The 26,118-nt window shown below is 36.5% G+C and carries 25 protein-coding genes; 14 read left to right on the forward strand and 11 right to left on the reverse strand.

What is annotated here, in order from left to right:
- Positions 1-16 precede the first annotated feature (16 nt).
- From CIB29_RS15605 to CIB29_RS15620, 4 genes are all read right to left on the reverse strand, one after another.
- Positions 17-1,738, reverse strand: a complete 1,722-nt coding sequence (locus CIB29_RS15605) for an AMP-dependent synthetase/ligase (protein ID WP_341444442.1) — start codon at positions 1,736-1,738, stop codon at positions 17-19.
- Between the two features lie 21 nt (positions 1,739-1,759).
- Positions 1,760-2,356 carry a cyclase family protein gene (locus tag CIB29_RS15610; RefSeq protein WP_198543927.1) on the reverse strand — a complete coding sequence of 199 codons (597 nt, stop codon included), beginning with the start codon at positions 2,354-2,356 and terminating at the stop codon, positions 1,760-1,762.
- A complete protein-coding gene (gene zwf / locus CIB29_RS15615) occupies positions 2,307-3,797 on the reverse strand; it encodes a glucose-6-phosphate dehydrogenase (protein WP_198543928.1) in 1,491 nt (496 codons plus the stop codon). Before zwf ends, CIB29_RS15610 begins: the two co-directional genes overlap by 50 nt.
- Before the next feature lie 322 nt (positions 3,798-4,119).
- A complete protein-coding gene (locus CIB29_RS15620; RefSeq protein ID WP_094551300.1) occupies positions 4,120-4,545 on the reverse strand; it encodes a DUF3842 family protein in 426 nt (141 codons plus the stop codon).
- A 252-nt stretch (positions 4,546-4,797) separates the two neighbouring features.
- Here CIB29_RS15620 and CIB29_RS15625 point away from each other — a divergent pair, with 252 nt between their 5' ends.
- A complete protein-coding gene (locus tag CIB29_RS15625) occupies positions 4,798-6,399 on the forward strand; it encodes a spore germination protein (RefSeq protein ID WP_094551302.1) in 1,602 nt (533 codons plus the stop codon).
- Between the two features lie 240 nt (positions 6,400-6,639).
- Here the strand turns inward: CIB29_RS15625 and glgB are convergent, their stop codons facing one another.
- Positions 6,640-8,844: a 1,4-alpha-glucan branching protein GlgB gene (glgB, locus tag CIB29_RS15630; RefSeq protein WP_242965264.1), complete on the reverse strand. Its 2,205-nt coding sequence runs from the start codon at positions 8,842-8,844 to the stop codon at positions 6,640-6,642.
- A gap of 503 nt (positions 8,845-9,347) precedes the next feature.
- Here glgB and CIB29_RS18670 point away from each other — a divergent pair.
- Positions 9,348-9,521: a hypothetical protein gene (locus CIB29_RS18670; protein WP_157910333.1), complete on the forward strand. Its 174-nt coding sequence runs from the start codon at positions 9,348-9,350 to the stop codon at positions 9,519-9,521.
- 432 nt (positions 9,522-9,953) lie between these two features.
- On the opposite strand, the gene CIB29_RS15640 is transcribed toward CIB29_RS18670, so the two are convergent.
- From CIB29_RS15640 to CIB29_RS15650, 3 genes are all read right to left on the reverse strand, one after another.
- Positions 9,954-10,388: a BsuPI-related putative proteinase inhibitor gene (locus tag CIB29_RS15640; RefSeq protein ID WP_198543929.1), complete on the reverse strand. Its 435-nt coding sequence runs from the start codon at positions 10,386-10,388 to the stop codon at positions 9,954-9,956.
- Between the two features lie 118 nt (positions 10,389-10,506).
- Positions 10,507-10,725 carry a DUF2922 domain-containing protein gene (locus tag CIB29_RS15645; protein ID WP_094551307.1) on the reverse strand — a complete coding sequence of 73 codons (219 nt, stop codon included), beginning with the start codon at positions 10,723-10,725 and terminating at the stop codon, positions 10,507-10,509.
- A gap of 47 nt (positions 10,726-10,772) precedes the next feature.
- Positions 10,773-10,997 (reverse strand): DUF1659 domain-containing protein, encoded by a 225-nt coding sequence (locus tag CIB29_RS15650; protein WP_094551309.1) that lies wholly within the window; start codon positions 10,995-10,997, stop codon positions 10,773-10,775.
- A 538-nt stretch (positions 10,998-11,535) separates the two neighbouring features.
- Here CIB29_RS15650 and CIB29_RS15655 point away from each other — a divergent pair.
- The 12 genes from CIB29_RS15655 (at position 11,536) to CIB29_RS15710 (ending at position 20,376) form a co-directional block, all read left to right on the forward strand.
- A complete protein-coding gene (locus tag CIB29_RS15655) occupies positions 11,536-12,222 on the forward strand; it encodes a F0F1 ATP synthase subunit A (protein ID WP_242965265.1) in 687 nt (228 codons plus the stop codon).
- An 11-nt stretch (positions 12,223-12,233) separates the two neighbouring features.
- Positions 12,234-12,455, forward strand: a complete 222-nt coding sequence (gene atpE, locus CIB29_RS15660; protein ID WP_094551311.1) for an ATP synthase F0 subunit C — start codon at positions 12,234-12,236, stop codon at positions 12,453-12,455.
- Positions 12,456-12,471: 16 nt separating this feature from the next.
- Positions 12,472-12,954 (forward strand): F0F1 ATP synthase subunit B, encoded by a 483-nt coding sequence (gene atpF, locus CIB29_RS15665; protein WP_094551313.1) that lies wholly within the window; start codon positions 12,472-12,474, stop codon positions 12,952-12,954.
- Positions 12,954-13,490: a F0F1 ATP synthase subunit delta gene (locus CIB29_RS15670; protein ID WP_094551315.1), complete on the forward strand. Its 537-nt coding sequence runs from the start codon at positions 12,954-12,956 to the stop codon at positions 13,488-13,490. Before atpF ends, CIB29_RS15670 begins: the two co-directional genes overlap by 1 nt.
- A 7-nt stretch (positions 13,491-13,497) precedes the next feature.
- Positions 13,498-15,015, forward strand: a complete 1,518-nt coding sequence (atpA, locus tag CIB29_RS15675) for a F0F1 ATP synthase subunit alpha (protein WP_094551317.1) — start codon at positions 13,498-13,500, stop codon at positions 15,013-15,015.
- Positions 15,016-15,020: 5 nt separating this feature from the next.
- Entirely contained in the window at positions 15,021-15,896 is an 876-nt protein-coding gene (gene atpG, locus CIB29_RS15680) for an ATP synthase F1 subunit gamma (protein ID WP_094551319.1), read from the forward strand.
- Positions 15,897-15,915: 19 nt separating this feature from the next.
- A complete protein-coding gene (gene atpD / locus CIB29_RS15685) occupies positions 15,916-17,316 on the forward strand; it encodes a F0F1 ATP synthase subunit beta (RefSeq protein ID WP_423241313.1) in 1,401 nt (466 codons plus the stop codon).
- A 2-nt stretch (positions 17,317-17,318) separates the two neighbouring features.
- The gene (locus CIB29_RS15690) at positions 17,319-17,726 is read left to right on the forward strand and encodes a F0F1 ATP synthase subunit epsilon (RefSeq protein ID WP_094551323.1); all 408 of its coding nucleotides are present in this window, start codon (positions 17,319-17,321) and stop codon (positions 17,724-17,726) included.
- Between the two features lie 386 nt (positions 17,727-18,112).
- Positions 18,113-18,763 (forward strand): accessory gene regulator ArgB-like protein, encoded by a 651-nt coding sequence (locus CIB29_RS15695; RefSeq protein WP_094551325.1) that lies wholly within the window; start codon positions 18,113-18,115, stop codon positions 18,761-18,763.
- A complete protein-coding gene (locus tag CIB29_RS15700) occupies positions 18,756-18,890 on the forward strand; it encodes a cyclic lactone autoinducer peptide (protein ID WP_157910334.1) in 135 nt (44 codons plus the stop codon). The genes CIB29_RS15695 and CIB29_RS15700 overlap by 8 nt, the downstream gene beginning before the upstream one ends.
- A 70-nt stretch (positions 18,891-18,960) precedes the next feature.
- Positions 18,961-19,440 (forward strand): hypothetical protein, encoded by a 480-nt coding sequence (locus tag CIB29_RS15705; RefSeq protein ID WP_094551329.1) that lies wholly within the window; start codon positions 18,961-18,963, stop codon positions 19,438-19,440.
- A 21-nt stretch (positions 19,441-19,461) separates the two neighbouring features.
- The gene (locus CIB29_RS15710) at positions 19,462-20,376 is read left to right on the forward strand and encodes a sensor histidine kinase (protein ID WP_094551330.1); all 915 of its coding nucleotides are present in this window, start codon (positions 19,462-19,464) and stop codon (positions 20,374-20,376) included.
- 90 nt (positions 20,377-20,466) lie between these two features.
- Here CIB29_RS15710 and CIB29_RS15715 read toward each other — a convergent pair whose 3' ends face one another.
- The 3 genes from CIB29_RS15715 to CIB29_RS15725 all read right to left on the reverse strand — a co-directional run.
- Complete coding sequence (locus tag CIB29_RS15715; RefSeq protein ID WP_094551332.1) at positions 20,467-22,650, reverse strand: DNA gyrase/topoisomerase IV subunit A; 2,184 nt, start codon at positions 22,648-22,650, stop codon at positions 20,467-20,469.
- A 48-nt stretch (positions 22,651-22,698) separates the two neighbouring features.
- Positions 22,699-24,687, reverse strand: a complete 1,989-nt coding sequence (locus CIB29_RS15720; protein ID WP_094551334.1) for a DNA gyrase/topoisomerase IV subunit B — start codon at positions 24,685-24,687, stop codon at positions 22,699-22,701.
- A 295-nt stretch (positions 24,688-24,982) separates the two neighbouring features.
- A partial coding sequence (locus CIB29_RS15725; RefSeq protein WP_094551336.1) for a transposase occupies positions 24,983-26,118 on the reverse strand: 1,136 nt, incomplete at its 5' end.

The raw sequence follows: 26,118 nt of genomic DNA on the forward strand, positions 1-26,118 counted from the left end.
TTTAATTTTGTTAAATTCATCCCTCCGGCTTTTCGATATACCTCTTTATCTTCTTTGTAGTAGTTTTTGCAAATTCCTCTTTTCTGATGGTAAAGTCCGTAATGCGCTTGTATAATGGCATCTTATGATTTACTTCTTTTACTTCAGCATTGATAAGCTGATATAACTGTTCATCGGTATAGTCTTTGCCAAGCTTTTCCTCTATCGCTTCAAAGTTAGGGACGATTTGTGCATTTACATAGGTTTCTCCGCTTTCTTCATCGTATTTTCCCCATACGAGACTTTCAGCAATATAGCTGCTTCTATTTAAATATGATTCCACTTCCTCAGGAAAAATATTTTTACCGTTCTTGGTTACAATTACATTTTTCTGTCTGCCGGTAATGTGTACAAAACCATCCGGATCAATAAACCCCAGGTCACCGGTATGGAACCACCCATCTTTAATAACTTTCCCGGTTGCAAGTTCATTTTGATAATATCCCAGCATTACATTTTCACCCTTGCAGATAATCTCACCTACCCCTTCATCCCCCGGGTTATCAATTTTTACCTCTACCCCGGGAAGCGGAAGTCCTGCGGCTGCATCCTTGAAATAGCAATCTCTATTTAATGCAACGATAGGAGAACATTCGGTTAGTCCATATCCCTGAACAAGCGGAAACCCTAGTTCTCTAAATCTTTTTGCAACCATTGGATCAATTCCTGCTCCTCCACTGATAAATATACGTATATGCCCACCCAGGCTGTCATGAATTTTCTTAAAGAGCTTTTTTGAAAAGTCCATGCCAAAAGTTTTTAAGAAATTATTTATCTTAATGGCAGTTCTCAATTTTGAAGCCATTCCACTCTTTTCAACCTGCTGCCATACCTTTTTATGCATGGATTCGAACAGCAAAGGTACCCCTAGCATCATGGTTGCCTTTGCTTCCTTCATATTCTTTGCAATATGACGCAGCCCTTCGCTATAAGCTATTGTACTCCCGCGATAGATAGGACATAAAAAACCGCAGGTACATTCATAAGTGTGGTGAAGCGGTAATACTGAAAGAAAAATATCTTTTTCATCAATGTAAAGCATGGAGCACATGGCCATTAGGTTTGCACATATATTTTTATGAGAGAGCATCACCCCTTTTGCCAGTCCGGTTGTTCCGGAAGTAAAAAGAAGAATTTTCATTTCTCCGGCATCAATCTTTTCGTCTATAAAACGCCTGTCACCCTGCTTTATTAATTCCATTCCTTTTTCTATTAACTTCGAAAAGGAGAGTATGGCTTTACTTTGTCCATCACCGTCCATGTTAATGCATATATCAAGCTTGGGTAAGTTCGCACTGATACTGATAATGTCCTTTTCATATTTTCCGGAATAAATAATACCACTTGCCTCTGAAGTGTCAACAAGATTTTCGATTTCATTTACCGGAAGATCTTTATCCAGAGGGACTACAGTTCCTACACCATTAATGACCGCAAGGTAAGATACCGCCCACTCGTATCTGTTTTCTCCTATTACCGCAATACGTTTTCCTTTAAGGCCCAAATCAATCAATGCAGTCCCCAGTGCCTCTACATCCCTCTTAAATTGTTTATAGGATACAGGCTTATAGTCTCCGCCTTCCTTTGGTTTAACCAGAAAAGCAGCTTTATCTCCATATATTTCAGTGCTCTGCGCCAGCATGTCCTTTAAATCTGCAATTTCCCGAACGTCATACAAAGGTGTATTTGCTCCGCCCACTTTTAACACTTCCTCCCAATCTCAATCTTTAATTAACAGCACCCTCGCCGGGCTTCCATCTCCTCCTACAATGGGCAGTGGTGCAATAATTGATGTGTATTCTCCCTCAGGAACTTCCTTTAATCGAAGCCCTTCTACAACAAGTATGTCGTGCTCCAAAAGTATATGATGAGTAGTATGTTGAGGACAATTTCTTTCAATGCTCAACGCATCAATGCCTATTACTTCAACTCCCTTACTTACAAGATACTGTGCGGCCTCAGGAGAAAGATAGATGAACTGGAAGTTAAAATCATTATCCAGAGAATTCCTGGTTTTTAAGAAAACAAAATCTCCGGATTTAAGATCATACTTTTCTATATGTTTTACTTCTATATAATCTTCGACATCCTGCAAATCAAGCACCTTGCATTTTCCATACATCTTATGTAAAGGTATTTCCTCAAGCTTATACCCTTTCTCAAGCATGTGATAGGGAGCATCTACATGAGTCCCCGCATGTGAATAAAGACAAAATTTTGATTCATTGCTCCCCTGCTCTATTGTCCGTACCTTCTCTATGCACGGTTTATATTCCTGCCTGTTTTTGTATGCAGCCATTCCCGCATGGATTGGCATTGTTACGTCGTAAATCACCATAATACCAGTTCCTTTCATCTTGTTTTAACAATTCATCAGCCTCTTCCGGTCCCCAACTGCCTTTCTCATAAATATGCGGCATCTGCCCCTCGTATTGGGCAAAAATACTTTCTGCCAGCATCCAAGAATACTCTACTTCTTTCCAACTGGTAAACAAGGTGGCATCCCCCAGGATGGCATCCAGCAAAAGCCTTTCATAGGCTTCGGGCGTATTATCGCCAAACTCGCATTCATGGCAGAAATTCATTTTCACACCCCTTATTTTGACATCTCCCCGGACAGGCTCCTTGACATTGAACTGCAAATCAAAACCTGTTTTTGGATCAATTGCTATAACCAGCCGGTTTGGACCAATGTTATTGTTTTTATATAAATTATATGGGGTATTTTTAAACTGGATGACAATTTCTGTCTTCTTCTCCTTTAAATACTTTCCTGTACGTACATATACCGGAATACCTGCCCACCGCCAATTATGGATTTCCAATTTTGCTGCAATAAAGGTTTCTACTGTAGAGGCCGGGTCAACTTCTTTTTCAGCTGTATAGCCTTGATATTGTCCTCTCACAATCGCATTTTCACTAAACAACCTCAGCGCTCTAATCACTTTTACCTTTTCAGCAGCTATAGATGCGGCATCAAAGTCCACCGGTGGTTCCATGGCAATTAAGGATAATAACTGCAAAATATGATTTTGAAGCATATCTTTGGCAGCCCCTGCGTGCTCATAATACCGGCCTCTATTTCCTACGCCTACTGTTTCAGAAACTGTAATTTGTATGTGGTCGACATGCTTATTATTCCATAAGGGCTCAAAAATACCGTTGGCAAAACGCAATACTAAAAAATTCTGTACCGCTTCCTTACCTAAATAATGATCTATCCTATACATCTGAAAATCATCTACTAAACGTTCCAACCGCTGATTCAATAACCTTGCCGATTCAAGGTCTGAACCAAAGGGTTTCTCTATAATTATCCTATGCCAGGGTTTCACTGCTCCCTTTAGCAAAATACCATGTTTGGTAAGATTCTCAACTACTACAGGGAAAAATTCCGGGGTTGTTGCAAGGTAAAATAACCTGTTTTTTTCTTCTCCTTCTACCTTATTTAAAATATCTATTAAATTGTGGTAAGTATTATCCTGTTGCAGGTCGCCAGAAATATAATAAAAAGAAGCAGCCATTTTTTTATATACTTCTTCCTCATATTTATTTCTGGAGAATTTTTTTACACCCTCTACAAAAAAATCTGCATATTGTTGATGTGTCATCGGTTTTCTGGAAATTCCTATTACAGAAAAGGGTATTTCAATATTTCCTTCAATGTACAAGTTGTATAGGGCAGGAATTAATTTTCTTACAGCCAGGTCTCCCGTTCCACCGAATATAATAAACGTAAAAGGCTTTAAATCTGCCACTTGAATCACTCCTCATATTTAATGCTATGGTATATTTTTACCCCGGTTTGCAAATTTAAAACCCTCTGTATAAGTTTGCAGTTCATAAATAAAAATAGTTGATTAATTTATACCACAACTTTTTACGGGTGCATTTAACTTAGTTGATGAATATTATGGAAAGAACTCTGCGGAAAGGCTTAGATCCTGTTAACGAAGCGGAGAAGAAGCCGCATCACTTGTTTGATCAACAGCGAGTTTGATGCGGCCCGGAGCAAGTTTACAGGCTCTTAGCCTTGTAGCTCAGTGATTGGAATAACATTCATCAACTAAAAAATCATACCTAACCTTTACCATTTGCATTACAAATCTCCTTGACTCTTAATACTAACAAATCAATTAAGCCCGGAAGTGATTCTGAATTTGTACCCACTATTTCAAGACCACACCTGTTTAAAGGTATTAGAATCTTTTTTGCACTGCTGCTTGCAACCGCTTCTGCCATTTTAGGGGTAAATTCTCCAAGCATGGAATTAGCAGCTAATATGCCTACAGATCCAACAATAATATCCACCCTGTTTGCATTCACAACAATTGCATTTTCTCCTGTTCCACCTTCATTGGCTCCGGCTTTCAGCATTGAAGCAGTAGCCATTGAATTGGTACCCAGTGCAATGATGGTCGCCATGCCGCTGATTTCCTTACTTAACTTTTCTATGATGGATCTGCCTAATCCTCCGCCCTGTCCATCTACTACAGCTATTTTCATTTTTACCTCCAGAAATTATGTATTTTTCAATCAAGCCGTTTCACAAGTTCTATTTCCTGCAAGCTATTCTATGCTATTGGCTTTTCGATTTAATATTATATTTTTCCTGCAGTAATGTCAATATTTTTACAATATATCATAATTAGCCACCTTTTCGTTGTCGACAAAAACTTTTATTTCTCGACAAACCCCCGCGCATAAATTTTCCAAAATATGATAATACTACAATAAAAAATATAGGTGGTAACGGTTATGTTCAGAAAAATATTCAGAACATTTAATTATTTAAAACTAAAATCACTAAATGATCAAAACTTAAAATTAAAAAACAATTCTAGAATAATTGAGAATATACCGGGTTCTATCCAGGATGTTAAAGAAAAATTACAACAAATATTTTCGGATTGCAGCGACTTTGATTTGCGCGAGGTCGTATTAGGAGAAGAATTCCAGGTAAAAATTATAGTTGCATTTATAGATGGCCTTGTTAATAAGCAGTTGTTAAATAGCGATATATTCAAGCCATTAATGATAGAATCAAGAATAGCAAACTTAAATAAAGCTTTTAGCAGCAACACCATCATTCATATATTAAAAGAAAATTTATTAAGTACATACCAGCTTGAAGAAATTAAAGATTTCAAACAAACAGTGGATGCCATACTTTCAGGGGATACCATTATTTATATTGATGGAAAAACAACCGCTTTAAAAGTCGAGACAAGAGGGTGGGAAACAAGAGGAATTGAAGAACCGGATACTGAAGCGGTTGTACGTGGACCGAGAGAAGGATTTACTGAAACATTAAGAACAAATGCATCCCTCCTGCGCAGGAAGGTGAAAAATCCCAAGCTAAAATTTGAAATGATGAAATTGGGTGAACAGACCAATACTGATGTATGCATCTGTTATATCAAAGGGATCGCAAATGAGGAGATCATAGAAACTGTTAGAAGAAGGCTAAAGAAAATAAAGACAGATGCTATTTTGGAATCAGGGTATATCGAAGAGTTTATAGAAGATGCACCCTTTTCACTATTTCCTACAGTAGGAAATAGTGAAAAGCCTGATGTAGTGGCTGCCAAGCTTTTAGAAGGGAGAGTAGCCATTCTTTGTGATGGTACTCCTTTTGTACTTACCGTTCCTTACTTGTTTATTGAATCAATACAGGCAAGTGAAGACTATTATTCAAGGTCATATTTTTCTTCTATGGTTAGATGGTTTAGAATATTAGCCTTTTTAATAGCCACTACACTTCCTGCCTCTTATGTAGCGTTAATTGCATTCCACCAGGATGTAATTCCCTTTAAACTGCTGTTAACTATGGCAGCATCAAGAGAAGGGATCCCTTTTTCACCCTTTACCGAAGCATTCATTATGGGAATTGCTTTCGAACTGTTAAGAGAAGCGGGGGTCAGAATGCCAAGACCCATCGGCCAGGCTGTAAGCATCGTAGGTGCTCTGGTTCTTGGAGAGTCAGCAGTCAGGGCAGGCCTTGTCAGTAATCCGATGGTGATTGTTACCGCTATTACAGCCATTAGCGGTTTTATTATTCCTCCGATGGGAGGAGCCATGCCATTTTTCAGAATCATTATGCTCATTGCAGCGAATATATTGGAGTTTATGGGACTGGCGTTAACCACTGCAGCATGTGTTATCCACATGTGTACGTTAAGGTCCTTTGGCGTGCCTTATATGGCTCCCTTTGCTCCTTTATCGGGAAGCGATTTAAAAGATACGCTTGTTAGAGTCCCCATCTGGGCCATGGTTACAAGACCAAGATCTTTAACCTGGGAGAATACAGACAAGACCAAATATAGGATGAAAATAAATTTTAGAAAGAAAGAAGATTAACCTGTGGTCAATAGGATAAAAAAAGTTGAAATAAAGGTAACATCCAAAATTCGAAGGTCAGGATTGATTAAAAGCCCAACAAAACCTAAATAAAAGAGAAAATATCGTATACCTTCTTCGACCCTGATTATTTCACGGATCAAGAAAAAAACAAAAAGAAACCGGTGCGTTTTGCTAACCGATTTCTTTATATAAAATTTATTTAAAAAAGAGGGAAAATGAAAAAAAATTAAAATGATCTCATTCCTCAAATACAGGCTTAAATACTAACATGCCTAATGGTGGAATTCGGAGTGCCAGAGAATAGGGACGTCCGTTGCACGGAATCTCGTCAGCATGCAGTCCGCCACAGTTGCCTACATTACTTCCGCCATAAAATTCTGAATCACTATTCAATATTTCTTTATAGTACAAGTTAAACGGGGCACCAATACGATAGTGTTCGTGTACTACAGGAGTAAAGTTGCATACAAACAATAGCATATCACGCCAATCTTTTCCTTTTCGAATGAAGGATATTATACTATGGTCCGCGTCATCACAGTTGATCCACTCAAAGCCGTCAAAACTGAAATCTACTTCATACAGAGCTTTCTCGGAGCGATATAATTTATTTAAATCCTTTACATAGTCCTGCATCTTCTTATGCATTTCGTAACCCAATAGATGCCAGTCAAGACTGTCGTAATATTTCCATTCTATAAACTGTCCAAACTCTCCTCCCATAAATAATAGCTTTTTACCCGGATGTGCATACTGATAGCCGTATGCAACTCTCAGTCCGGCAAATTTCTGCCAATAATCTCCCGGCATCTTGCTGAGCATGGAACATTTTCCGTGAACTACCTCATCGTGGGACAGTGGTAGGATAAAGTTTTCGGAAAAAGCGTACATCAAGCTAAAGGTTATCAAATTATGGTGATATTTTCTATAAACCGAATCCATGCTCATGTATCTCAAAAAATCATTCATCCAACCCATATTCCACTTCATGCCGAAGCCCAGCCCTCCTATATAAGGCGGCTTCGATACCAGCGGCCAAGCAGTGGATTCTTCTGCAATCATCAAAATACCAGGATACTGCTGGTAAACGGCACTGTTTAAATCTCTTAAAAACTCTATAGCCTCAATATTCTCTCTACCCCCATACCGGTTGGGGACCCAATGCCCATCATGCTTTCCATAGTCAAGGTACAACATAGATGCAACGGCATCTACCCTTAACCCGTCTATATGATATTTTTCAAACCAGAAAAATGCATTAGAGATCAAGAAGTTCTTCACTTCGTTTCTTCCATAGTTAAATATCATTGTTCCCCAATCAGGATGTTCACCCTGCCTGGGGTCTTCGTGCTCATATAATGCACTCCCGTCAAAACGGCGCAACCCGTGTTCGTCCCTCGGGAAATGGGCAGGGACCCAGTCCATGATCACTCCTATATTGTTCTGGTGACAGGTGTCTACAAGGTACATGAAATCTTCCGGCTTTCCATATCTCGGTGTAACTGCATAGTATCCTGTAACCTGATAACCCCAGGAACCATCATAAGGGTGTTCGGAAAGCGGTAAAAATTCTACGTGGGTATAACCCATCTCCTTTACATAGCTAACCAGTTTATCTGCTGCATCCTTATAGGATAGAAACCCGTTTTCATCCTGGGACGTTCTCATCCATGATCCCATATGTACCTCGTAAATGGCTACGGGCCTTTCCAGGTAATTGATATTTTTCCGCTCTTTCATCCATTTTTCATCGTTCCATTGATATTTATCTATGTTATAGACTATAGAGGCATTGTTAGGCCGCAGTTCTGAATAAAAGGCATAGGGATCGGCTTTTTTCAAAATATCTCCATTTTGTGCCTTTATTTCAAACTTATAGATCGTTCCCTCGGCGATACCGGGAATAAAAATCTCCCATACTCCTGATGATCCCAGGCTTCTCATGGGATTCTCACGGCCGTCCCACTGGTTAAAGTCCCCTACTACACTTACTCTCCTTGCACAGGGAGCCCAAACAGCAAAATAGATTCCCTGTACATTGTTTATAATCATAGGATGTGCACCTAATTTTTCATAAATATGCCTATTATCTCCTTTATTGAAAAGATATAAGTCATAGTCGGTAAGCACAGGTAAAAAGCTATAGGGATCATGTGTTATCCAATGGTTATCAAAATAATCGGTAATATCCAGCTGATATTCAAAAAAATTATCTCTGTCTTCCATCTCTACTTCGTAAAAACCATCTTCATGAATCATTTCCATAGGATACTTTTTGCCAGGGTTATAATAATCTACAACGTATACTGTTCTCGCCCGTGGCAAAAAAGCCCGCACTACCATACCCTTATCATGCTTGTGCATACCCAGCACACTAAAAGGGTCACTGTGGTCGCTGTATATTATTCTATCAATATCATTTCTATCCACTGTAGCTCTCAAACATCCCACTCCTTTACAATTGTTAGTTTATTGCTCATATGTTGTATTTTATGCCTCTAGTATTATTAAGCATTTACTTCAATGTTATTATTTCTGGACAAAAATTCCATTTACATTATATCCTTTTATTTCTATTCTTACAATCTTTTTAATAAAACACCTCCATTTTTTCATCCCGTTCGCTGTATCTTTCATATAAAAACACAAAAGAATATATCTTAAGTATAGTCGTAAAAATGCTTGTCAATACAACGCCTGCCCATAAGAGCCCTGAGTTTAGCGGATTAGTAGATTGGTAAAGAAGTTTAAATGCATATACATTAATAAATATCAGTCCGAAAAAATTCACAAGCAACAAAAGTGAGAATAAAAGCAACTTCCAGCAGCTATCATTTACCACTTTATTCGATCGTTTAAACGCGCTGAATATGTTTTTAGTCACTAAAAAAATCCCCGGGTACCAGAAGGTTATATATAAAGTGAAAAGGAGAATTCCAAATAAGATGAAAATTAGAGTTACAATCCATAATACGATAGCAGGAATAAAAAGTGATTCTTGCCCTGATAAAAGAGGGATCACAATTAATGCTGAGGGAATAGAAATAATTCCGATAGACATCAAAAAGATTACAAACAGAGGAATCCACAATATAAGGCTGGCTAATGTAAGAAAATAATACTGTAAAATTCCTTTCCCAAAATCTTGTAAGTATATTTTCCTATTTTGGACACAGTTCGCAATAAAATAGTAAAAAATCGATAGAAATAAAGAACTGATGAGGTATACTGTAATTGCTCTTTTTGTTTCACTAAAAAAAGCGCTTTTTATGAATTCAATCTCTGTCATCTTATCTATATCCGGAATCATCACCTTTCTATTATAATACATGATAAAGAATACTGAAGTCGAGTATAGGATATGGATGAAAATAATGATAAGATGCTTTCTCAATATTTCTAAGACTTTCTTCAATATGATTCCTCCTCCAGTTTTCCGATAATTTTACCCCTCCTGCTTTTACTTTTACTTTACCATTTTATACCCATATAATCAACAAAAAACAAAATAAATCTCCTTATAATATAATTGTACCCCAGTACCTCAGGTACTAGGGTATAATTGTAACGGGCATGGAGAATTTAATCTGTTTTAACTCCTTTGCTGCATTCCAGCCTTCTACTATATAGAATCCTGATTCAATTTCTTTCGGAATGTTCCATATCACTGAATATACCTTGCTTTCCCCGGAGTTCAAGGTGATACTTTCAGCTATCGGGGTAAAAAATTTATCTTTTGACCATCTCCATATTTCTCTGCCAGTCTGATTCTTGACTATAAATTCATATCGTTGACTGGTATCATATTGAAGAGTTACAGGCAGGGGGCCGAGATTTATCTTTATCAACATTATCTTGATAAGATTATTTTTCTTAAATTTGTTATTATTAATGATGAGTGATTCATATAATTCCTCATCGGTCATAGTAGCTTTATATTGTGGGTTTGCGGATAAACTCGACAAGTTTATGTACTTTACAGGCATATGTATTATAAACATCTCCCCTCTCACCCGGATTCCATGACCTTACCGTCATAGAATCCGGGCTATATATGCAACCCGAGTCATATATAATTATTATATGAGAGAGGACACAAAGGTGTTACACTAATTGTAACTCAGTGGTTTCTTTGCTGATAATTCTTGCACCGGCAACCTGTATTACATCACCACCACTGGTCTTAAATATATTCTTTGCTATAATAGTATCCATCGCAGCTTTTACTTCTGCCGGACTTAAATCAGTTTTTGGGTCATTCAGGGAAATAGTAAAGTTCTTTTGTCCCTCATTTGTAAAAACCATTTCTAAAACCTGTGCCAAGTGTTTCACCTCCTTCCACTGAAGTTAAGATTGAGATTAAAACAATACTATGCATTCATCAATTCTTCTTCATTGATCCTTACAATGCTGGATACCGGATGCTGCTGCAGAGCAGAAATAGCTTGTGCCACATCCATTACATCCTGGTTGGTAGCTGATGGTTTAATACTGTTTAAGGACTTTGTCCTGATAATGGCTTTACCGTTTTCATCGGTTCCAACTCTTAACTTAAGCTGTAATCGGCTGTCTAAAGGATTTGCCAACACCGGCATGTTCTTCACCTCCCTTCTTACAGTATATAGATAGCAAAATAGATAATTATTTACCCACGATAACCTAAAATTTTAAAATAATTTTTGATCGATAAAAAAATAAATATCTATCTTATAATAACCAATGGTTTCCCATTAAAAATATGGAAATTTGCCTTTTATTTAAATTTGACATTTAATTAACAAAGGTATAAAATAAATACATATGCGCTTTAAATGATTAACAATATAAAATAAGGGTGTCTTTGAGCGGTATCTATGCTTAAAGACACCCTTGTCGTAGTTAATTTTTTACAACGGCTCACAATCGGAGGATTACTATAATCTGATGATTGTTTTATATAGATTTTATTTTAAAATAACTAGATTTTATTTAATCGTTTCTCATATTCGTGTACTGTGATACACATAATAAGTATTAAATGACAATAATGAGTAATGAATAGTTGATTGACAACACAACTTTATTTTAAAAATTCCTGTTCATTACTGTGCGTATGCTGGTTTCCTTAGTGTTAAGGAAAGGAAGTGAAAAGTATTGGAGCATAACTTACAAAGTGAAATTATGGAAAAACTTCAACCACATGTGATATTTAAAATACCTGTCTTTGGAGGTATTGGTGTAACGGACGCAGTAGTGGTGACATGGATCATAATGTTGTTTCTTGTATTATCTTCCATTCTGCTGGTCCGGAATTTCAAAACCGTGCCAACAGGTACTCAAAATGTTATTGAAGTTTTGGTGGATACCTTAAATAACTTCATAAAAGGAATCATTGGCCACCAATGGAGGGTATTTGCCCCATATTTGGGTACTGTAGCATTATACCTCATTGTGGCAAATACCATTTCTATTTTTGGTTTTACACCACCTACAAAGGATTTAAATGTTACTGCTGCATTGTCAATTATGACAATTGCAATTGTAATAGGAGCAGGCATTCGCTTTAAAGGTCTTAGAGGCTGGTTAAATAGTTTTAAGGAACCTATTCCAGTTATTCTACCTATGAAGATTCTTGAACTTTTTGTTCGGCCTCTCTCTTTGTCCATGCGGTTATTCGGGAATATTCTTGGTAGTTATGTCATTATGGAACTGTTATACCAGGTAATTCCTATTGCAGTACCAGCCGTACTGAGTATTTATTTTGATATTTTTGATGGGCTGATTCAAATGGTAGTTTTTGTATTTCTATCAGCATTATTTATTAGAGAAGCAATTGAATAGGAGGTTTTATTATGAATTTAGTAGCATTAGCAGCAGGTATTGCTGTGTTAACAGGTATAGGAGCCGGTATAGGTATAGGAATCGCAACTTCCAAAGCAACTGAAGCTATAGCAAGACAACCGGAAGCAAAAGATGAAATAAATAAAACACTTTTACTGGGTAGTGCTTTGGCTGAAGCAACTGCGATTTATGGACTTGTTATCGCGATATTGATCATACTTTTCTTCAGATAATGGGAGTGATTAATAAATGGTAGAACTTAATTCTCAGCTTTTTTTCATTATTATAAATATTTTGATACTTTACTTTTTGCTCAAAAAGTTTCTGTTCAAACCTGTCACGGAATTTATGGAAAACAGGACAAAAAGTATTCAAAATGATCTTAATGATGCAAACAATAAAGTTAAAGAAGCTGAAAACTTAAAAAAACAATATGAAGAAATGTTAAAGTCCGCTCATAGTAAGACCAACGAAATTATACAGGCTGCAAGAGAGAATGCAAATAAGGAATATGAACAGATCCTTCAGCAGGCTCGACAGGACGCTGAAGAAATTATTAGAAGAGCGAATGAGTCCATTGAGCTTGAGCGTCAAAAGGTTATGAAAGAGATGAGAAATGAGATAACAAGTCTTGCTTTTGCAGCAGCTTCAAAGATAGTACAAAAGAATATGGACACTGAAACTAATAAAAAGATTATAGAAAATTTTTTAGATGAAGCAGGTGTAGCTTAATGAACCGTATTTCAAAGAGGTATGCACAGGCGTTGTTTCAGGTTGCATTGGATAAAAATTCTTTAGACTCCTATGAACAACAGTTAAAAGAGTGTATTAATATTATTCATAGTAGCGAAGCTATATACCAAATATTGTCCAATCCTGAAAATAGTTACACAATGAAGACCAACCTTATAGATCGTTTGTTTGGTAGCAGTGTAGAGAGAAACATTATTAATTTACTTAAGCTTTTAATTGATAAAGAAAGGCTGGATATTCTTACTGAAATATTGATTGAATATAGCAAGGAAATGCGGTTACGTATGAAATCTCTGGATGTTACCGCTATTTCTGCTTTTCCACTTCAGTCAGACGAAATTAACAGCATTAAATCAAAATTAAAAAATAAGTATAACGTTTCGGAGATTAATTTGGTTTGTGAGGTTGACCAGAACCTTATTGGAGGCTTTAAACTTATTATAGGAAATGAAGTTATTGATAGTAGTGTAAAAGGCATAATGGATGCAATGAAAAATCAGGTTATGTCGAGGTGAATAATGTATGAAACTAAGGCCTGACGAAATCACCTCTATCATTAAACAACAGATAGAGAATTATGATATCAAAATTAAAAATGAAGAAGTCGGTTATATTATCCAAGTTGGAGACGGCATTGCCAGAATATATGGCCTGAACAACTGTATGTATGGAGAACTATTGGAATTCTCCAACGGTACAGTGGGAATAGCACTCAACCTTGAAGAAGATAATATTGGATGTGTTCTTCTAGGTGAGGAAAGTGGTATTCGTGAAGGAGACATGGTTAAAAGAACAGGTAAAAGAGCAGAGGTTCCTGTGGGTGAAGCACTAATAGGACGAGTGGTAAATGCATTAGGTCAACCGATCGATGGAAAAGGCGCTATTAACACAAGTGAATTCCGTCCTGTTGAATATGAGGCTCCGGGAGTAGTTGATAGAAAATCTGTCGGTGTACCTTTGCAGACAGGTATTATGGCAATTGATGCCATGTTTCCTATCGGCCGCGGTCAAAGGGAGTTGATTATCGGCGACAGACAAACGGGAAAAACTTCTATAGCTATTGATACAATTATTAATCAAAAAGGTAAAGATGTTATATGTGTATATGTAGCAATTGGACAAAAAGCCTCCTCCCTTGCAAAGCTCGTTTCTACACTTGAGCAGTTTGGGGCAATGGAATATACCATTATTGTTTCAGCCACTGCAAGTGAATTGGCACCCTTGCAGTATATAGCTCCGTATGCCGGATGTGCAATGGCTGAATATTTTATGTATAAAGGTAAAGATACACTTATTGTGTATGACGATTTGTCCAAGCATGCCGTGGCGTACAGGACTATGTCGCTATTGCTCCGCAGACCACCGGGCAGAGAAGCTTATCCGGGAGACGTATTTTATCTGCATTCCAGACTGCTGGAACGATCGGCCCGTCTAAGTGAAGAATTGGGCGGAGGTTCCATGACGGCTTTACCTATTATAGAAACTCTTGCCGGGGATGTATCTGCATATATACCTACAAACGTTATATCCATCACTGACGGACAGATTTATCTTGAAAGCGAGTTGTTTTTCGCCGGTATAAGGCCTGCCGTTAATGTAGGACTTTCAGTTTCAAGAGTAGGTGGTGCTGCACAAACAAAAGCGATGAAGAAGGTATCCGGGAGACTAAGGCTGGACCTGGCACAATTCAGAGAACTAGAAGTATTTACACAGTTCAGCTCTGAACTGGACAAATCAACCAGGGAAATGCTTGACCAGGGTGAGAGAATCGTACAAACACTCAAACAGCCCCTATATCATCCTATACCCATGCATCACCAGGTCATTATAATATTTGCAGTAGTTAACAAGTTTTTAAGTGATGTTCCAATAGAGAAAGTAAGAGAGTTTGAAACCAAGCTGATAGAATTTATTGATACACGGTATCCACAGGTATCGGAAACAATTAATAATACCAAAGACCTTGATGATAACACCGCAGAAACCCTTAAATCAGCAATTAAAGAATTTAAACAGCAGTATTCCGGAATGGGTGGTTAATGTTTATGGCTAGCATGAGAGATATCCGCACAAGAATAAAAAGTATAAAAGAAACTATGCAAATTACAAAGGCAATGAATCTTATTGCCTCTTCAAAATTAAAAAAAGCCCGTAAACAGTTAAATGACACTCTACCCTATTTTGAAAAAATTCAATCTACTTTAAGGGATATTATTGCCCATAGCCCGGATATTGAACATAAATATTTTGACAAAAGAGAAAATGTCCAGAAAAAGAAAGCCGGCTATGTGGTAATCACCGCTGATAAAGGACTTTGCGGAGCCTATAATCACAATATAATAAAGTTTGCAGAAAGTCATATGCAAAATAAAGTAGAAAAATATCTTTTTGTTATAGGACACATGGGAAGAGATTACTTCCGTCATCATAACTACAATATTGATATAGAATTTTTATATACCGCTCAAAATCCTACTGTTTATAGGGCTAGGGAGATTGCTGAATCTTTGATTTCAATGTTTGACAATCATATGCTGGATGAAATATATGTGGTATATACAAAAATGGAATCAGCAGTTAAACTAACTCCGGAAGTAATAAAACTGCTTCCGCTTGAAAAATCAGAATTTGGCGGGGTTGCAGATCCGGATGAACGGTACAAGGAAATTGTAACCTATGATCCTTCTCCCGCAACAGTTTTGAGTACTTTGGTACCTAACTATATTAAAGGATTGCTTTACGGTACCCTAGTAGAATCTTTCTGCAGTGAACAAAGTGCAAGAATGACTGCTATGGATTCGGCTACTAACAGTGCAAAAGAGCTCATAAAAGAACTCACCCTTCTTTATAACCGTGCACGCCAGGCGGCCATCACACAGGAGATTTCGGAAATCGTTGGAGGAGCAGAAGCATTACGTTAAGGAGGTGTTAAATTTGGATATTCAGAATAAAGGCAAAATTACTCAGATTATTGGTCCTGTCGTGGACGTTCAGTTTGAAAAAGGTCATCTCCCTTCTATCAACAATGCGCTTGTTATAAAAGGTAAGGATACAAATATTGTGGTTGAAGTAGCCCAGCACTTAGGGAATGATACCGTTCGCTGTATCTCCCTTAATTTTAGTGAAGGACTGGTAAGAGGAATGGAGGTTACCGATACAGGAGCACCTATCAAAGTTCCCGTTGGAAAAGCCACTCTCGGAAGGGTCTTTAATGTACTTGGAGAACCTATTGATAACAAGGGTAATGTGGACACCAATGAAAAGTGGGAAATACACCGCAAAGCTCCAGGATTTGATGAACAAAGTCCGGTTACAGAAGTTTTGGAAACGGGCATCAAGGTTATAGATCTCCTGGCACCCTATGCAAAAGGAGGAAAAATAGGACTCTTTGGTGGCGCTGGTGTTGGAAAAACAGTATTGATTATGGAACTAATTAGAAACATTGCTACTGAACACGGTGGCTATTCTATTTTTACCGGTGTAGGTGAAAGGACACGAGAAGGTAATGATTTATGGCATGAAATGCAGGAATCCGGTGTTTTAGAAAAAACTGCAATGGTCTTCGGACAAATGAATGAACCGCCCGGTTCCAGGATGAGGGTAGCACTGACAGGTCTAACAATGGCAGAATATTTCCGGGACAATGAAGGTCAGGATGTGCTTCTTTTTATTGATAACATCTTTAGATACATTCAGGCAGGCTCGGAAGTATCTGCACTACTGGGCAGGATGCCTTCGGCAGTTGGCTATCAGCCAACATTGGCAACCGAAGTAGGAGCTCTGCAGGAAAGAATTACGTCTACCAAAAAAGGTTCCATTACTTCTGTGCAGGCTGTTTATGTCCCGGCCGATGACCTGACCGATCCTGCTCCTGCCACTACCTTTGCACACCTTGATGCTACAACAGTCCTATCTAGAAGAATAGTTGAATTAGGAATCTATCCGGCTGTAGACCCTCTCGATTCTACTTCACGGATTCTTGAGCCTTCTATTGTTGGTGAAGAACATTATAAGGTTGCCAGGAAAACACAGGAAATCTTACAGCGCTATAAAGAACTACAGGATATTATTGCAATTTTGGGTATGGAAGAACTTTCAGAGGAAGATAAACTTACGGTATTCAGGGCAAGAAAAATTCAACGGTTTCTATCCCAGCCCTTCTTTGTTGCTGAGACCTTTACCGGTATGAAAGGCAAATATGTTCCTATTGCCGAGACAGTAAGAGGGTTTAAAGAGATTATAGAAGGAAACATGGACGAGTATCCTGAAGCTGCCTTTTTTATGGTAGGCACTATCGATGAAGTTAAAGAAAAGGCTAAATCCATGAAAGGAGAGGGTTAACCATGCCTTCTACTTTTTATCTTGAAGTAGTAACCCCTGAGCGAATCTTTTTTGGTGGCAATGCCCAGATGGTTATTGTTCCCGGTATAGACGGATCCCAGGGTATCCTTCCCCATCATGAGGCTATGGTTACTACCATTGGTATAGGCGAGTTGAAGATAAAGATCAACAACCAATGGAGAACTGCTGCTATCGCTAACGGCTTTATGGAGGTTATGCCAGACTACGTAATTATATTGGCAGACTCTGTTGAATGGCCGGAGGAAATAGATGTAAAAAGAGCAGAAGCAGCGAAGGAACGAGCCCGTGAGAGACTCAGGCAAAAACAGAGCCGGATTGAGCATCTTCGTACTCAAGCAGCTGTCAGGCGAGCATTGACGAGACTTAAGGTTACTAAGGAAATTAAATAGCTGTACTTAATTCTAATTTAGTCAGCTATAAAGAAAGGTCAATATTAAAAACTGTTCACAGTTCACGGTTAACAACTCACATCAAACAGAATAGTTAGCAAAGCTTATAAAACATAAACCGTGAGCTGTGATCAACAGTTATAAAATAACCCCTTCCAATTTTCAATATTTTATCTATTGCATAGCAATTATAATGAACGTAATCAAAAAATTTCTCGAATCCTATCTTCTAATGGTATAAAAATATGGATATTTATTCAAATTAATACCATTTATCCCTGACTACATAATATAATAATATAATCCATATAACACACAGACTTTACAATAGGTCTATAGATATACTATAATGGAAATTAATATAATAAAATGTGAGGAAGAGTCAAATGGAGACTTTAGTGAAATCACTTACTTCTATTTTTACAAAACAATTAAGTTTAGATCAAGATAAAGAACAGATTATAGCTTATTCATTACGGCTTGTCATTAGCTCTATCATAGGATATCTAGCCATTATCCTGATTGCTTATCCTTTAAACATATTACATATCACTATTCCTATGGCTATTGCACATTCTGTCTTAAGAGTGTGTTCCGGCGGTGCCCATGCTTCTACTTCTACCCATTGTTTTATAATAGGATCATTAATATTCTCTGCTCTTGGTTTAATTGTCAAATGGTTATTACCAATATATAATTTTATGTATATTTCAGTTAGTAGTGCATTTATATTTATTATTGCAATATTAATTATAAAAAAATATGCACCTGCAGATGTACCGGACAAGCCTATCAAAGCAAAAGCTCAAAGGGAAAAATTGAAAAAGTTGTCTTTGTGGGTTGTAATCATATGGTATCTGGTAATAAAACTATCTCTTTTATTTACAGGTGACAAATATGCTACGTTTATAATTGCAACAGGTTGGGGAATACTTTGGCAGAGTTTCACTCTAACTAAGGCAGGTTATAAGTTTACGGAGTTTTTAGACAGTTTGCTGTTCAATATTAAAATAAGCAGGAGGTATGACAATGTTTAAAAAGTTATTTGTTAAGTTTTTAAGTGTATTAGCTGTAATACTTACATTCTTGGCATATGCCAATGTTGCATTGGCAACAAACACAATAAGCTACCAACCAGAGATCCCTGAAAGTTTATTAAAATAAGTTTCTAATCACCTAAAGCAGGTGATATTACCAATCTGTTGCAATTATGTTTATTCAAGGAGTTGTTAGAATGTTAAGCTTGAAGCTACTCATAGGTTTTTTTGGTGAAGGTATATTGACAGCTTATGTTTGTCCCAAATTGATTGGAGCTAAATTAAGTCCAAAGCAAATACTTACTATTGGAATCATTTACGGATTATTTATTTACCTTACAAGAAGTGCATACTCAGTTTTCAAAATCCCTCTTGGTACACACACCTTAATATTATTATGTGTTTTGACTCTACTTTTTAAGTATTTAGGTAAAATCAGCTTTCTGGAATCATTCATCGCAATGTTTATTGCAGAAGGTTTACTGGTTATAGGAGAAAATGTGTTCGCTCTGTCTTATTTAACCTGGATAAAAATACCCTTCAAACAGTTAAACAATACATGGTACCATGTTTTATTAATATATATAACCAACCTTCCTATGATCATAATGGGTATTATTATTAGGTTTATGGATTTTAAATTTATGGATTCTTTAAGAGATCTATTAAAAATGTAAATTAAAATAAAGTGGGTTTTTATGAAGATGAAATTTGATAAAAACATTTTTAAAAATAAAGATTTAAGAAGTAAAATCAAATTGATAATAATATTGTTAAGCGCACAAGGGACTTTAAACTTATGTTTTATCAATACCAGTCTCTTTTATTCAACGGATAACTTCAACACGAAAATCCCCTTAGTTATCATTATATTTACTAATATTCTATCAGTTTTCTATATATGGATCATTAAACAAATAATAGAGCTTGCCAATAAAGAAATCGAGCTAAAAAATACATTGGTTAAGCTTAAAGAAAGTAAAGAAATTATTTCGTTTTTACGTATACATAAACATGATTTTTTCAACCATCTTCAGGTGATAAGAGGGCTTGCACAAATTAAAAATACAGAACGGATCATGTCATATATTGACTCTACTATAGGCAAAGTAGCAAACACTTATAAAATTGCAAATATTGCAATCCCTGAAATTGCGGTGGTTATTATGCAAAAGGCGGGCGAAGCATCTAATAAACTAATTAAAACGGATGTAGAGATCAACACTGATCTCGGTTATTTAAACGGAGATCCTATGGATTACTCGCAGATATTGTTCAATTTACTTGATAATGCGATAACCGCCTTAGAGAATGATCAAAATTTTGATAAAAAGCTTGGAATTATAATAGATGAAGATGATGAAAAGTATTACTTTATCATTGAAAACAACTTTCCTATCATTCCTTCGGATATTCAAACCAAGATATTTGACAAAGGTTTTACTACTAAAAAAGATGGTGAAGGAGGCATGGGGCTTTATATTGTAAAGTCTCTTGTAGAAAAGTATAAAGGTACAATAGAAGTAATCAGCGAGGAAGATCTCGGAACCAGTTTTGAAGTAGCCATTCCAAAATCCCAAAAACTACCACCTCTATGTAAATCCCTAAATTAACCCTTAGCTATTATTTGCCGGAGCCTTTAAAATCAAACAATGGTTATGCCCCAATTGCAGCCGGGCATGAACCATTGTTATTTTTGCTCTTTACTCCCATAGTGTAATCTGGTCTTTGTTTCTATCTTCCGGCTTTAAATAACACCCGGTAGCAGGAATATTTTTAGTCCTATAATAATCTAAATCCTCAAATTCTACCTCATCAACTCTTCTTACCTTGACCATTGTGCTCCCTTTTTTAGAATTAAGCACCTGTACCCCCTGGGAATCCCTGGTGGTTTTCAGGCTGATATTGGCAGTATTGAAAACCAAAACTTTATTAATGCTACTAAATGCAACTAGTTCTATATCCTCTTGAAGATAGATAATGTGTATGAGCCTGGCAAAATTGGAATACGCATTTGCAAGCTTTTTCCTGTTTGTCTTTGTAGCATAACTATTTAAGTCTATTTTTGCAATTTTTCCGTTTTCAAAGGAGAAGAGCATAAAACCTGTGTAATCGTTTGTTGCAACTACATAAATAATTTTTTCATCTGCATCCAATTGAAGCAGATTTGGCAAATATTCACCCAGGTTGCTTGCCTTGCAATCGGCAATTTCGTGGACCTTAAGCTTGTAGACAGTATGCTTGTTGCTAAACAGTAACAGGTCTGCCCTGTTATTTGTCTCTATTTCCTGTATGATTGCATCATTCTCCTTAAGCTTTTGGTCCGCATTTGCTCTTAGTGATATTAAAGGTATTTTTTTCAGGTAACTTTGTTCTGTGAGAAAAATCTTTAAATTATAATCGTCAATTAAATGTTCTTCTGTTATTTCTTCCATTTGCTCCTCATAAATAATTTCAGTACGCCGGGGTTGGCCATATTTTTTTGCAATTTCTCTTAGTTCTTTAATAATAACCTTCTTAATCTTTGTTTCATCATTAAGAGTGGACCGTAAATCTTCCAGTTCTTTTTCCAGACTATCAATTTCATCGGTACGTTTTAAGATATATTCCTTGTTTAAATTCCTTAATTTGATTTCTGCAATAAACTCTGCCTGTGTCTGGTCTATATCAAAGCCTTTCATCAAATTTGGAATGACATACGCATCTTCTTCGGTTTCACGGATAATCTTGATTGCCTTATCAATATCCAGCAGTATCTTTTTCAAACCTTTAAGTAAATGAAGCTTGTCTGACTTTTTATCAATATCAAAGGTAATCTGCCTTTTGATACAATTAATTCTAAATGAAGTCCATTCCCTAAGAATACCTTTTACACCCAGTACTACCGGCGCCCCGTTAATAAGTATATTAAAGTTACAGCTAAAAGTATCCTGCAGCGTTGTTAGTTTGAAAAGCCTGCTCATTAATTTGTCCGGGTCTGTATTTCTTTTTAAATCCAATGTGATTTTTAGGCCATTTAAATCTGTTTCATCTCTTATATCTGTAATATCTTTAACTTTGCCTGTCTTGACCAGGTCAATAATTTTATCAATAATTACTTCAGTAGTAGTAGTGTAAGGAATTTCATAAATTTCGATACAGTTGTTGCTCTTATCGTACCTGTATTTTGCCCTTAGTTTAAAGCTGCCTTTCCCTGTATTGTATATTTCATTTATCTCTTTTTCGTTATAAATCAATTTTCCTCCTGAGGAAAAATCGGGAGCTTTAAGTGTTTTTGTGATGTCTGTATTTTCATTTTTCAGGTAGGCGATAGTTGTTTCACACATCTCTTCCAAGTTAAAGCTGCAAATATTACTCGCCATCCCTACCGCAATTCCCTGGTTAGGGTTTACTAATATATTTGGGAAAGTAGTGGGCAGCAATGTAGGCTCTTTTAATGTCCCGTCATAATTGTCTACAAAGTCTACTGTATTTTTATCTATATCTTTAAATATTTCATTACATATTTTATCTAACTTTACTTCGGTATATCTAGGTGCCGCATATGCCATATCCCTGGAATACTGCTTTCCGAAATTTCCCTTTGAATCTACAAAAGGATGCAGCAATGCATCATTTCCCCGGGTTAGCCTTACCAATGTCTCATAAATAGTCATATCCCCATGGGGATTCAACTTCATGGTCTGACCAACAACATTGGCAGATTTCGTCCTATTCCCTGTCAGCAAACCCATCTTATACATAGTGTATAGCAACTTCCGGTGTGAAGGCTTAAAACCGTCAATTTCAGGAATCGCCCTTGAGATAATAACACTCATCGCGTAGGGCATGTAATTAGTCTCTAATGTTTCTGTAATTCTTTGCTCCAGCAAATTCTTGGTTGCCATTCTTTTCACCTCTTTTCAAAATAAAAAAAAGATTCATATTAATCTGAATTAGCTCACGTCTATCATATCTATATACTTATACCCGTTCTCTGCAATAAAATCCTTGCGTCCCTGCAGATTGTCGCCTAAGAGCAGTTCAAAAACTTCCTGGGTTTTTTCAACATCCTCAGGGAGCACCTGAATCAGTCTTCTTGTCTCAGGATTCATGGTTGTCTGCCACATCATCTCAGGCTCGTTTTCACCCAGTCCTTTGGAACGTTGAATAGTATATTTATCTTTGAGCTTTGAGATAATTGCCATTTTCTCTTTTTCAGTGTACGCAAAATAAGTTTTGTTTTTTGTAGTAATTTCGAATAGTGGGGATTCGGCAATGTATATCTTACCTTTTTCAATAAGTGTCGGCACCAATCTGTACAGCATTGTTAAGATTAGAGTCCTGATCTGATATCCGTCTACATCAGCATCAGTACATATGATGATTTTGTCCCATTTTAAGCTATCATAGTCAAAGGAGTGTAAGTCTTTATTATGCTTGGATTTAATTTCAACTCCGCAGCCGATTACCTTTAGCAGATCCACAATAATATCATTTTTAAAAATTTTATCATAATCGGCTTTTAAGCAATTAAGAATCTTCCCCCTTACCGGAATAATCGCTTGAAATTCCGCATCCCTACCCAATTTGCAAGCTCCCAGCGCAGAATCCCCTTCCACAATATAGAGCTCTCTTTTGCTAACATCTTTTGTACGGCAGTCCACAAATTTTTGGACTCTATTTGTAATATCAATATTTCCACCTAATTTTTTCTTGATGTTTATTCTAGCCTTTTCAGCCGTTTCCCTGCTTCTTTTATTAATAAGAATTTGTTCAGCAATTTTATCCGCTTCTACCTTATTTTCAATAAAATAAATCTCCAACTGCTGCTTTAAAAAATCAGTCATCGCTTCCTGTATAAACTTGTTTGTTATTGCTTTTTTCGTTTGATTCTCATAGCTTGTTACCGTTGAAAAGGAGTTGCTAACCAGTATTAGACTGTCTTGAATGTCTGCAAAAGTAATCTTGCTTTCATTTTTATTATATTTGTTATTCGCTTTTAAATATTGGTCTATCCCGGCAACAAAGGCATTTTTAACCGCTCTGTCAGGAGAACCGCCATATTCAAGAAAGCTGGAGTTATGGTAATATTCCAATAGATTAATCTCGTTATTAAAACAAAATGCAATTTGCAGCTTAACTTTATACTCCGGCTTATCTTCCCGGTCTCTTCCCCTTTTTTCGGTTTCATAGAATTGTATTTCGGTAAATCCTTTTTCTTGATTGACTTCTTTGATATAGTCGATTATGCCGTTTTCGTAATAATATTCATAAATATCATAGGAGTCACTCGAGATTTCATCATAAAGTACAAATCGCAAGCCGGCATTGACTACAGCTTGTTTTTTTAGGGTAGTCTGAAAATACTCAAGAGGAATATTAATATCTGTAAATACTTCAATGTCCGGTTTCCATTTAATAATCGTCCCTGTATGCTCATATTTACAAGGCTCTTTTTTTAATCCACCTATATTTTCACCTTTCTCAAAGTGCAAATCATACCTGTAACCATCACGGTAAACTGTAACATCCATATACTCGGAACTATATTGCGTTGCACAGCTTCCCAGACCATTTAAACCGAGACTGAATTCATAGTTTTCTCCCGAATTGTTCTTATACTTTCCTCCTGCATACAACTCGCAAAATACAAGCTCCCAATTATATCTTTGTTCTTTTGGATTATAATCCAGAGGGATACCCCTTCCCATGTCTTTTATCATAATAGAACAGTCTCTGAATCTTGTAACCTCGATAACACTTCCATAACCCTCTCTTGCTTCATCTATAGAGTTTGATAAAATTTCAAATACTGAATGCTGGCATCCTTCCAAGCCATCGGAACCAAAAATAACTCCTGGCCGCAACCTGACCCTATCTGCACCTTTAAGTGAAGATATACTTTCATTTCCGTACTCATTTCCTTTATTATTTTTTGGCATTTGATACCCCCACCTTTTTTCACATCAACATAACTTTTCCTATTTTACAATACATCAAACAAACGTTCGTGTCAAGTTTATCATATTAGTTATTTCATGGTTTACAGTTCATAAACTTAAAAACTGTTTATTATATAAATTTCAATCTATTATACACTCCAAGGAGGTAGTTAAACAAGAATTAAATTATATCGATAATCCATTTTCTCTTTCTTGATTGTGCAGGCATATCTGTAAAGTAAAATTTAAGAAATTTGATTTTTTAATAATTTATGGACATACCCCAAAATTTAATTTAAGAAACCAGCAAGCTCTTGCAGTATCTGAGTTCGAAGAGACTCAGCTGCTGCGATTTGGGCTTCTTTTTTGTATAGTTCAAAAATTCAGCAATACCAGTTTTGTGTTTCTTAAGCACTTCATAAATTCCATCCGCGGTACTGTAGTAAGGGAAAGGTGGTATGCCATGTACTCTTTTGGATATCTCCTGCAAAATAAAAATCATCTTCCTGCTACTTATGGATTTTGAAGTAAGAGAAATATAGCTCATTGCCATGGTTAATAAAAAGTTTATGTTTTTAAGCCTTTGATAGGACTGGACTCTTACATCTTCAAGCTTGTATTGATTTTTCTTAAATCTTATGAACTCTTCTACATTCCATCTGGATATGTAGCAAAGTATAGGTCTTAAACAGTCTTTACCATCTTTTATATCAAGGTTAGTTAAAAGCATAAGCCCTTTTCTGGCATACCCTCTTACAAAGACAAGGTTAAATACTTTGCCAGTAATCTCAGGCAACTCTATAGGCAGAAAACCGAACTGAATTTTTCTTTGCTTACCGTTCTTTTTCTTTATGATTGTTGAATATTTACCCTTATATTTTTTAACAAGGTCGACAATATTTATTTCCTTACCTTTGAAAATGACATTGCGGTTTTTCTTAAGCCTTATGACAAACTTTTGAGAGTTGTTTTCAAAATAATTAAAGAACAGTACATTGTCCATACCTCTATCCATGGTGTAAATGCCCTTGGTCCCGTATAAGCTTCTGAGCTTGTCCAAACACTTTATGATTTCTTCATTTTCACTTTTAAATCCCGGTTCACTTGGAGAGAATAAATCTGAATATATTGGGACAAGAAGCTTGTCTCCGTGGTTATATATAAGTGCTTCAAGTAGATAGTACCCGTCCATATTGGTTTCTTTTGTGCTTCCATCCCTGATCTTGCCCATATTTTCAAAGACTACGCCGTACTTTTTAACAATATCACTTAAGTCGATAATGATAGGCGTATCATGGTGAATATACCTTTTAACTTCAGAAGAGAGGTTCTTAAGTACATCATCAGTATAGGAGAATTTTTCAAGGTTACGGGAAAGGCGTTCTATAGTCTTTTTTAACTTTATATCCTCATTTAAAGAACGGGATATTT

This window comes from Petroclostridium xylanilyticum (assembly GCF_002252565.1).
GTDB lineage: Bacteria > Bacillota > Clostridia > SK-Y3 > SK-Y3 > Petroclostridium > Petroclostridium xylanilyticum.

Excerpts from the sequence above, each read along its gene's own strand:
- CIB29_RS15610 (WP_198543927.1), bottom strand. The coding sequence starts at position 2,356 with ATGCCAATCCATGCGGGAATGGCTGCATACAAAAACAGGCAGGAATAT.
- CIB29_RS15620 (WP_094551300.1), bottom strand. The coding sequence starts at position 4,545 with ATGAAAATAGCTGTAGTAGATGGACAGGGCGGAGGATTAGGCAGATCC.
- CIB29_RS15625 (WP_094551302.1), top strand. The coding sequence starts at position 4,798 with ATGTTCAGAAAAATATTCAGAACATTTAATTATTTAAAACTAAAATCA.
- CIB29_RS18670 (WP_157910333.1), top strand. The coding sequence starts at position 9,348 with ATGAAAATTAGAGTTACAATCCATAATACGATAGCAGGAATAAAAAGT.
- CIB29_RS15640 (WP_198543929.1), bottom strand. The coding sequence starts at position 10,388 with ATGCCTGTAAAGTACATAAACTTGTCGAGTTTATCCGCAAACCCACAA.
- CIB29_RS15650 (WP_094551309.1), bottom strand. The coding sequence starts at position 10,997 with ATGCCGGTGTTGGCAAATCCTTTAGACAGCCGATTACAGCTTAAGTTA.
- atpE (WP_094551311.1), top strand. The coding sequence starts at position 12,234 with ATGAATTTAGTAGCATTAGCAGCAGGTATTGCTGTGTTAACAGGTATA.
- atpF (WP_094551313.1), top strand. The coding sequence starts at position 12,472 with ATGGTAGAACTTAATTCTCAGCTTTTTTTCATTATTATAAATATTTTG.
- CIB29_RS15670 (WP_094551315.1), top strand. The coding sequence starts at position 12,954 with ATGAACCGTATTTCAAAGAGGTATGCACAGGCGTTGTTTCAGGTTGCA.
- atpA (WP_094551317.1), top strand. The coding sequence starts at position 13,498 with ATGAAACTAAGGCCTGACGAAATCACCTCTATCATTAAACAACAGATA.
- atpG (WP_094551319.1), top strand. The coding sequence starts at position 15,021 with ATGGCTAGCATGAGAGATATCCGCACAAGAATAAAAAGTATAAAAGAA.
- CIB29_RS15690 (WP_094551323.1), top strand. The coding sequence starts at position 17,319 with ATGCCTTCTACTTTTTATCTTGAAGTAGTAACCCCTGAGCGAATCTTT.
- CIB29_RS15695 (WP_094551325.1), top strand. The coding sequence starts at position 18,113 with ATGGAGACTTTAGTGAAATCACTTACTTCTATTTTTACAAAACAATTA.
- CIB29_RS15700 (WP_157910334.1), top strand. The coding sequence starts at position 18,756 with ATGTTTAAAAAGTTATTTGTTAAGTTTTTAAGTGTATTAGCTGTAATA.
- CIB29_RS15705 (WP_094551329.1), top strand. The coding sequence starts at position 18,961 with ATGTTAAGCTTGAAGCTACTCATAGGTTTTTTTGGTGAAGGTATATTG.
- CIB29_RS15710 (WP_094551330.1), top strand. The coding sequence starts at position 19,462 with ATGAAGATGAAATTTGATAAAAACATTTTTAAAAATAAAGATTTAAGA.
- CIB29_RS15715 (WP_094551332.1), bottom strand. The coding sequence starts at position 22,650 with ATGGCAACCAAGAATTTGCTGGAGCAAAGAATTACAGAAACATTAGAG.
- CIB29_RS15720 (WP_094551334.1), bottom strand. The coding sequence starts at position 24,687 with ATGCCAAAAAATAATAAAGGAAATGAGTACGGAAATGAAAGTATATCT.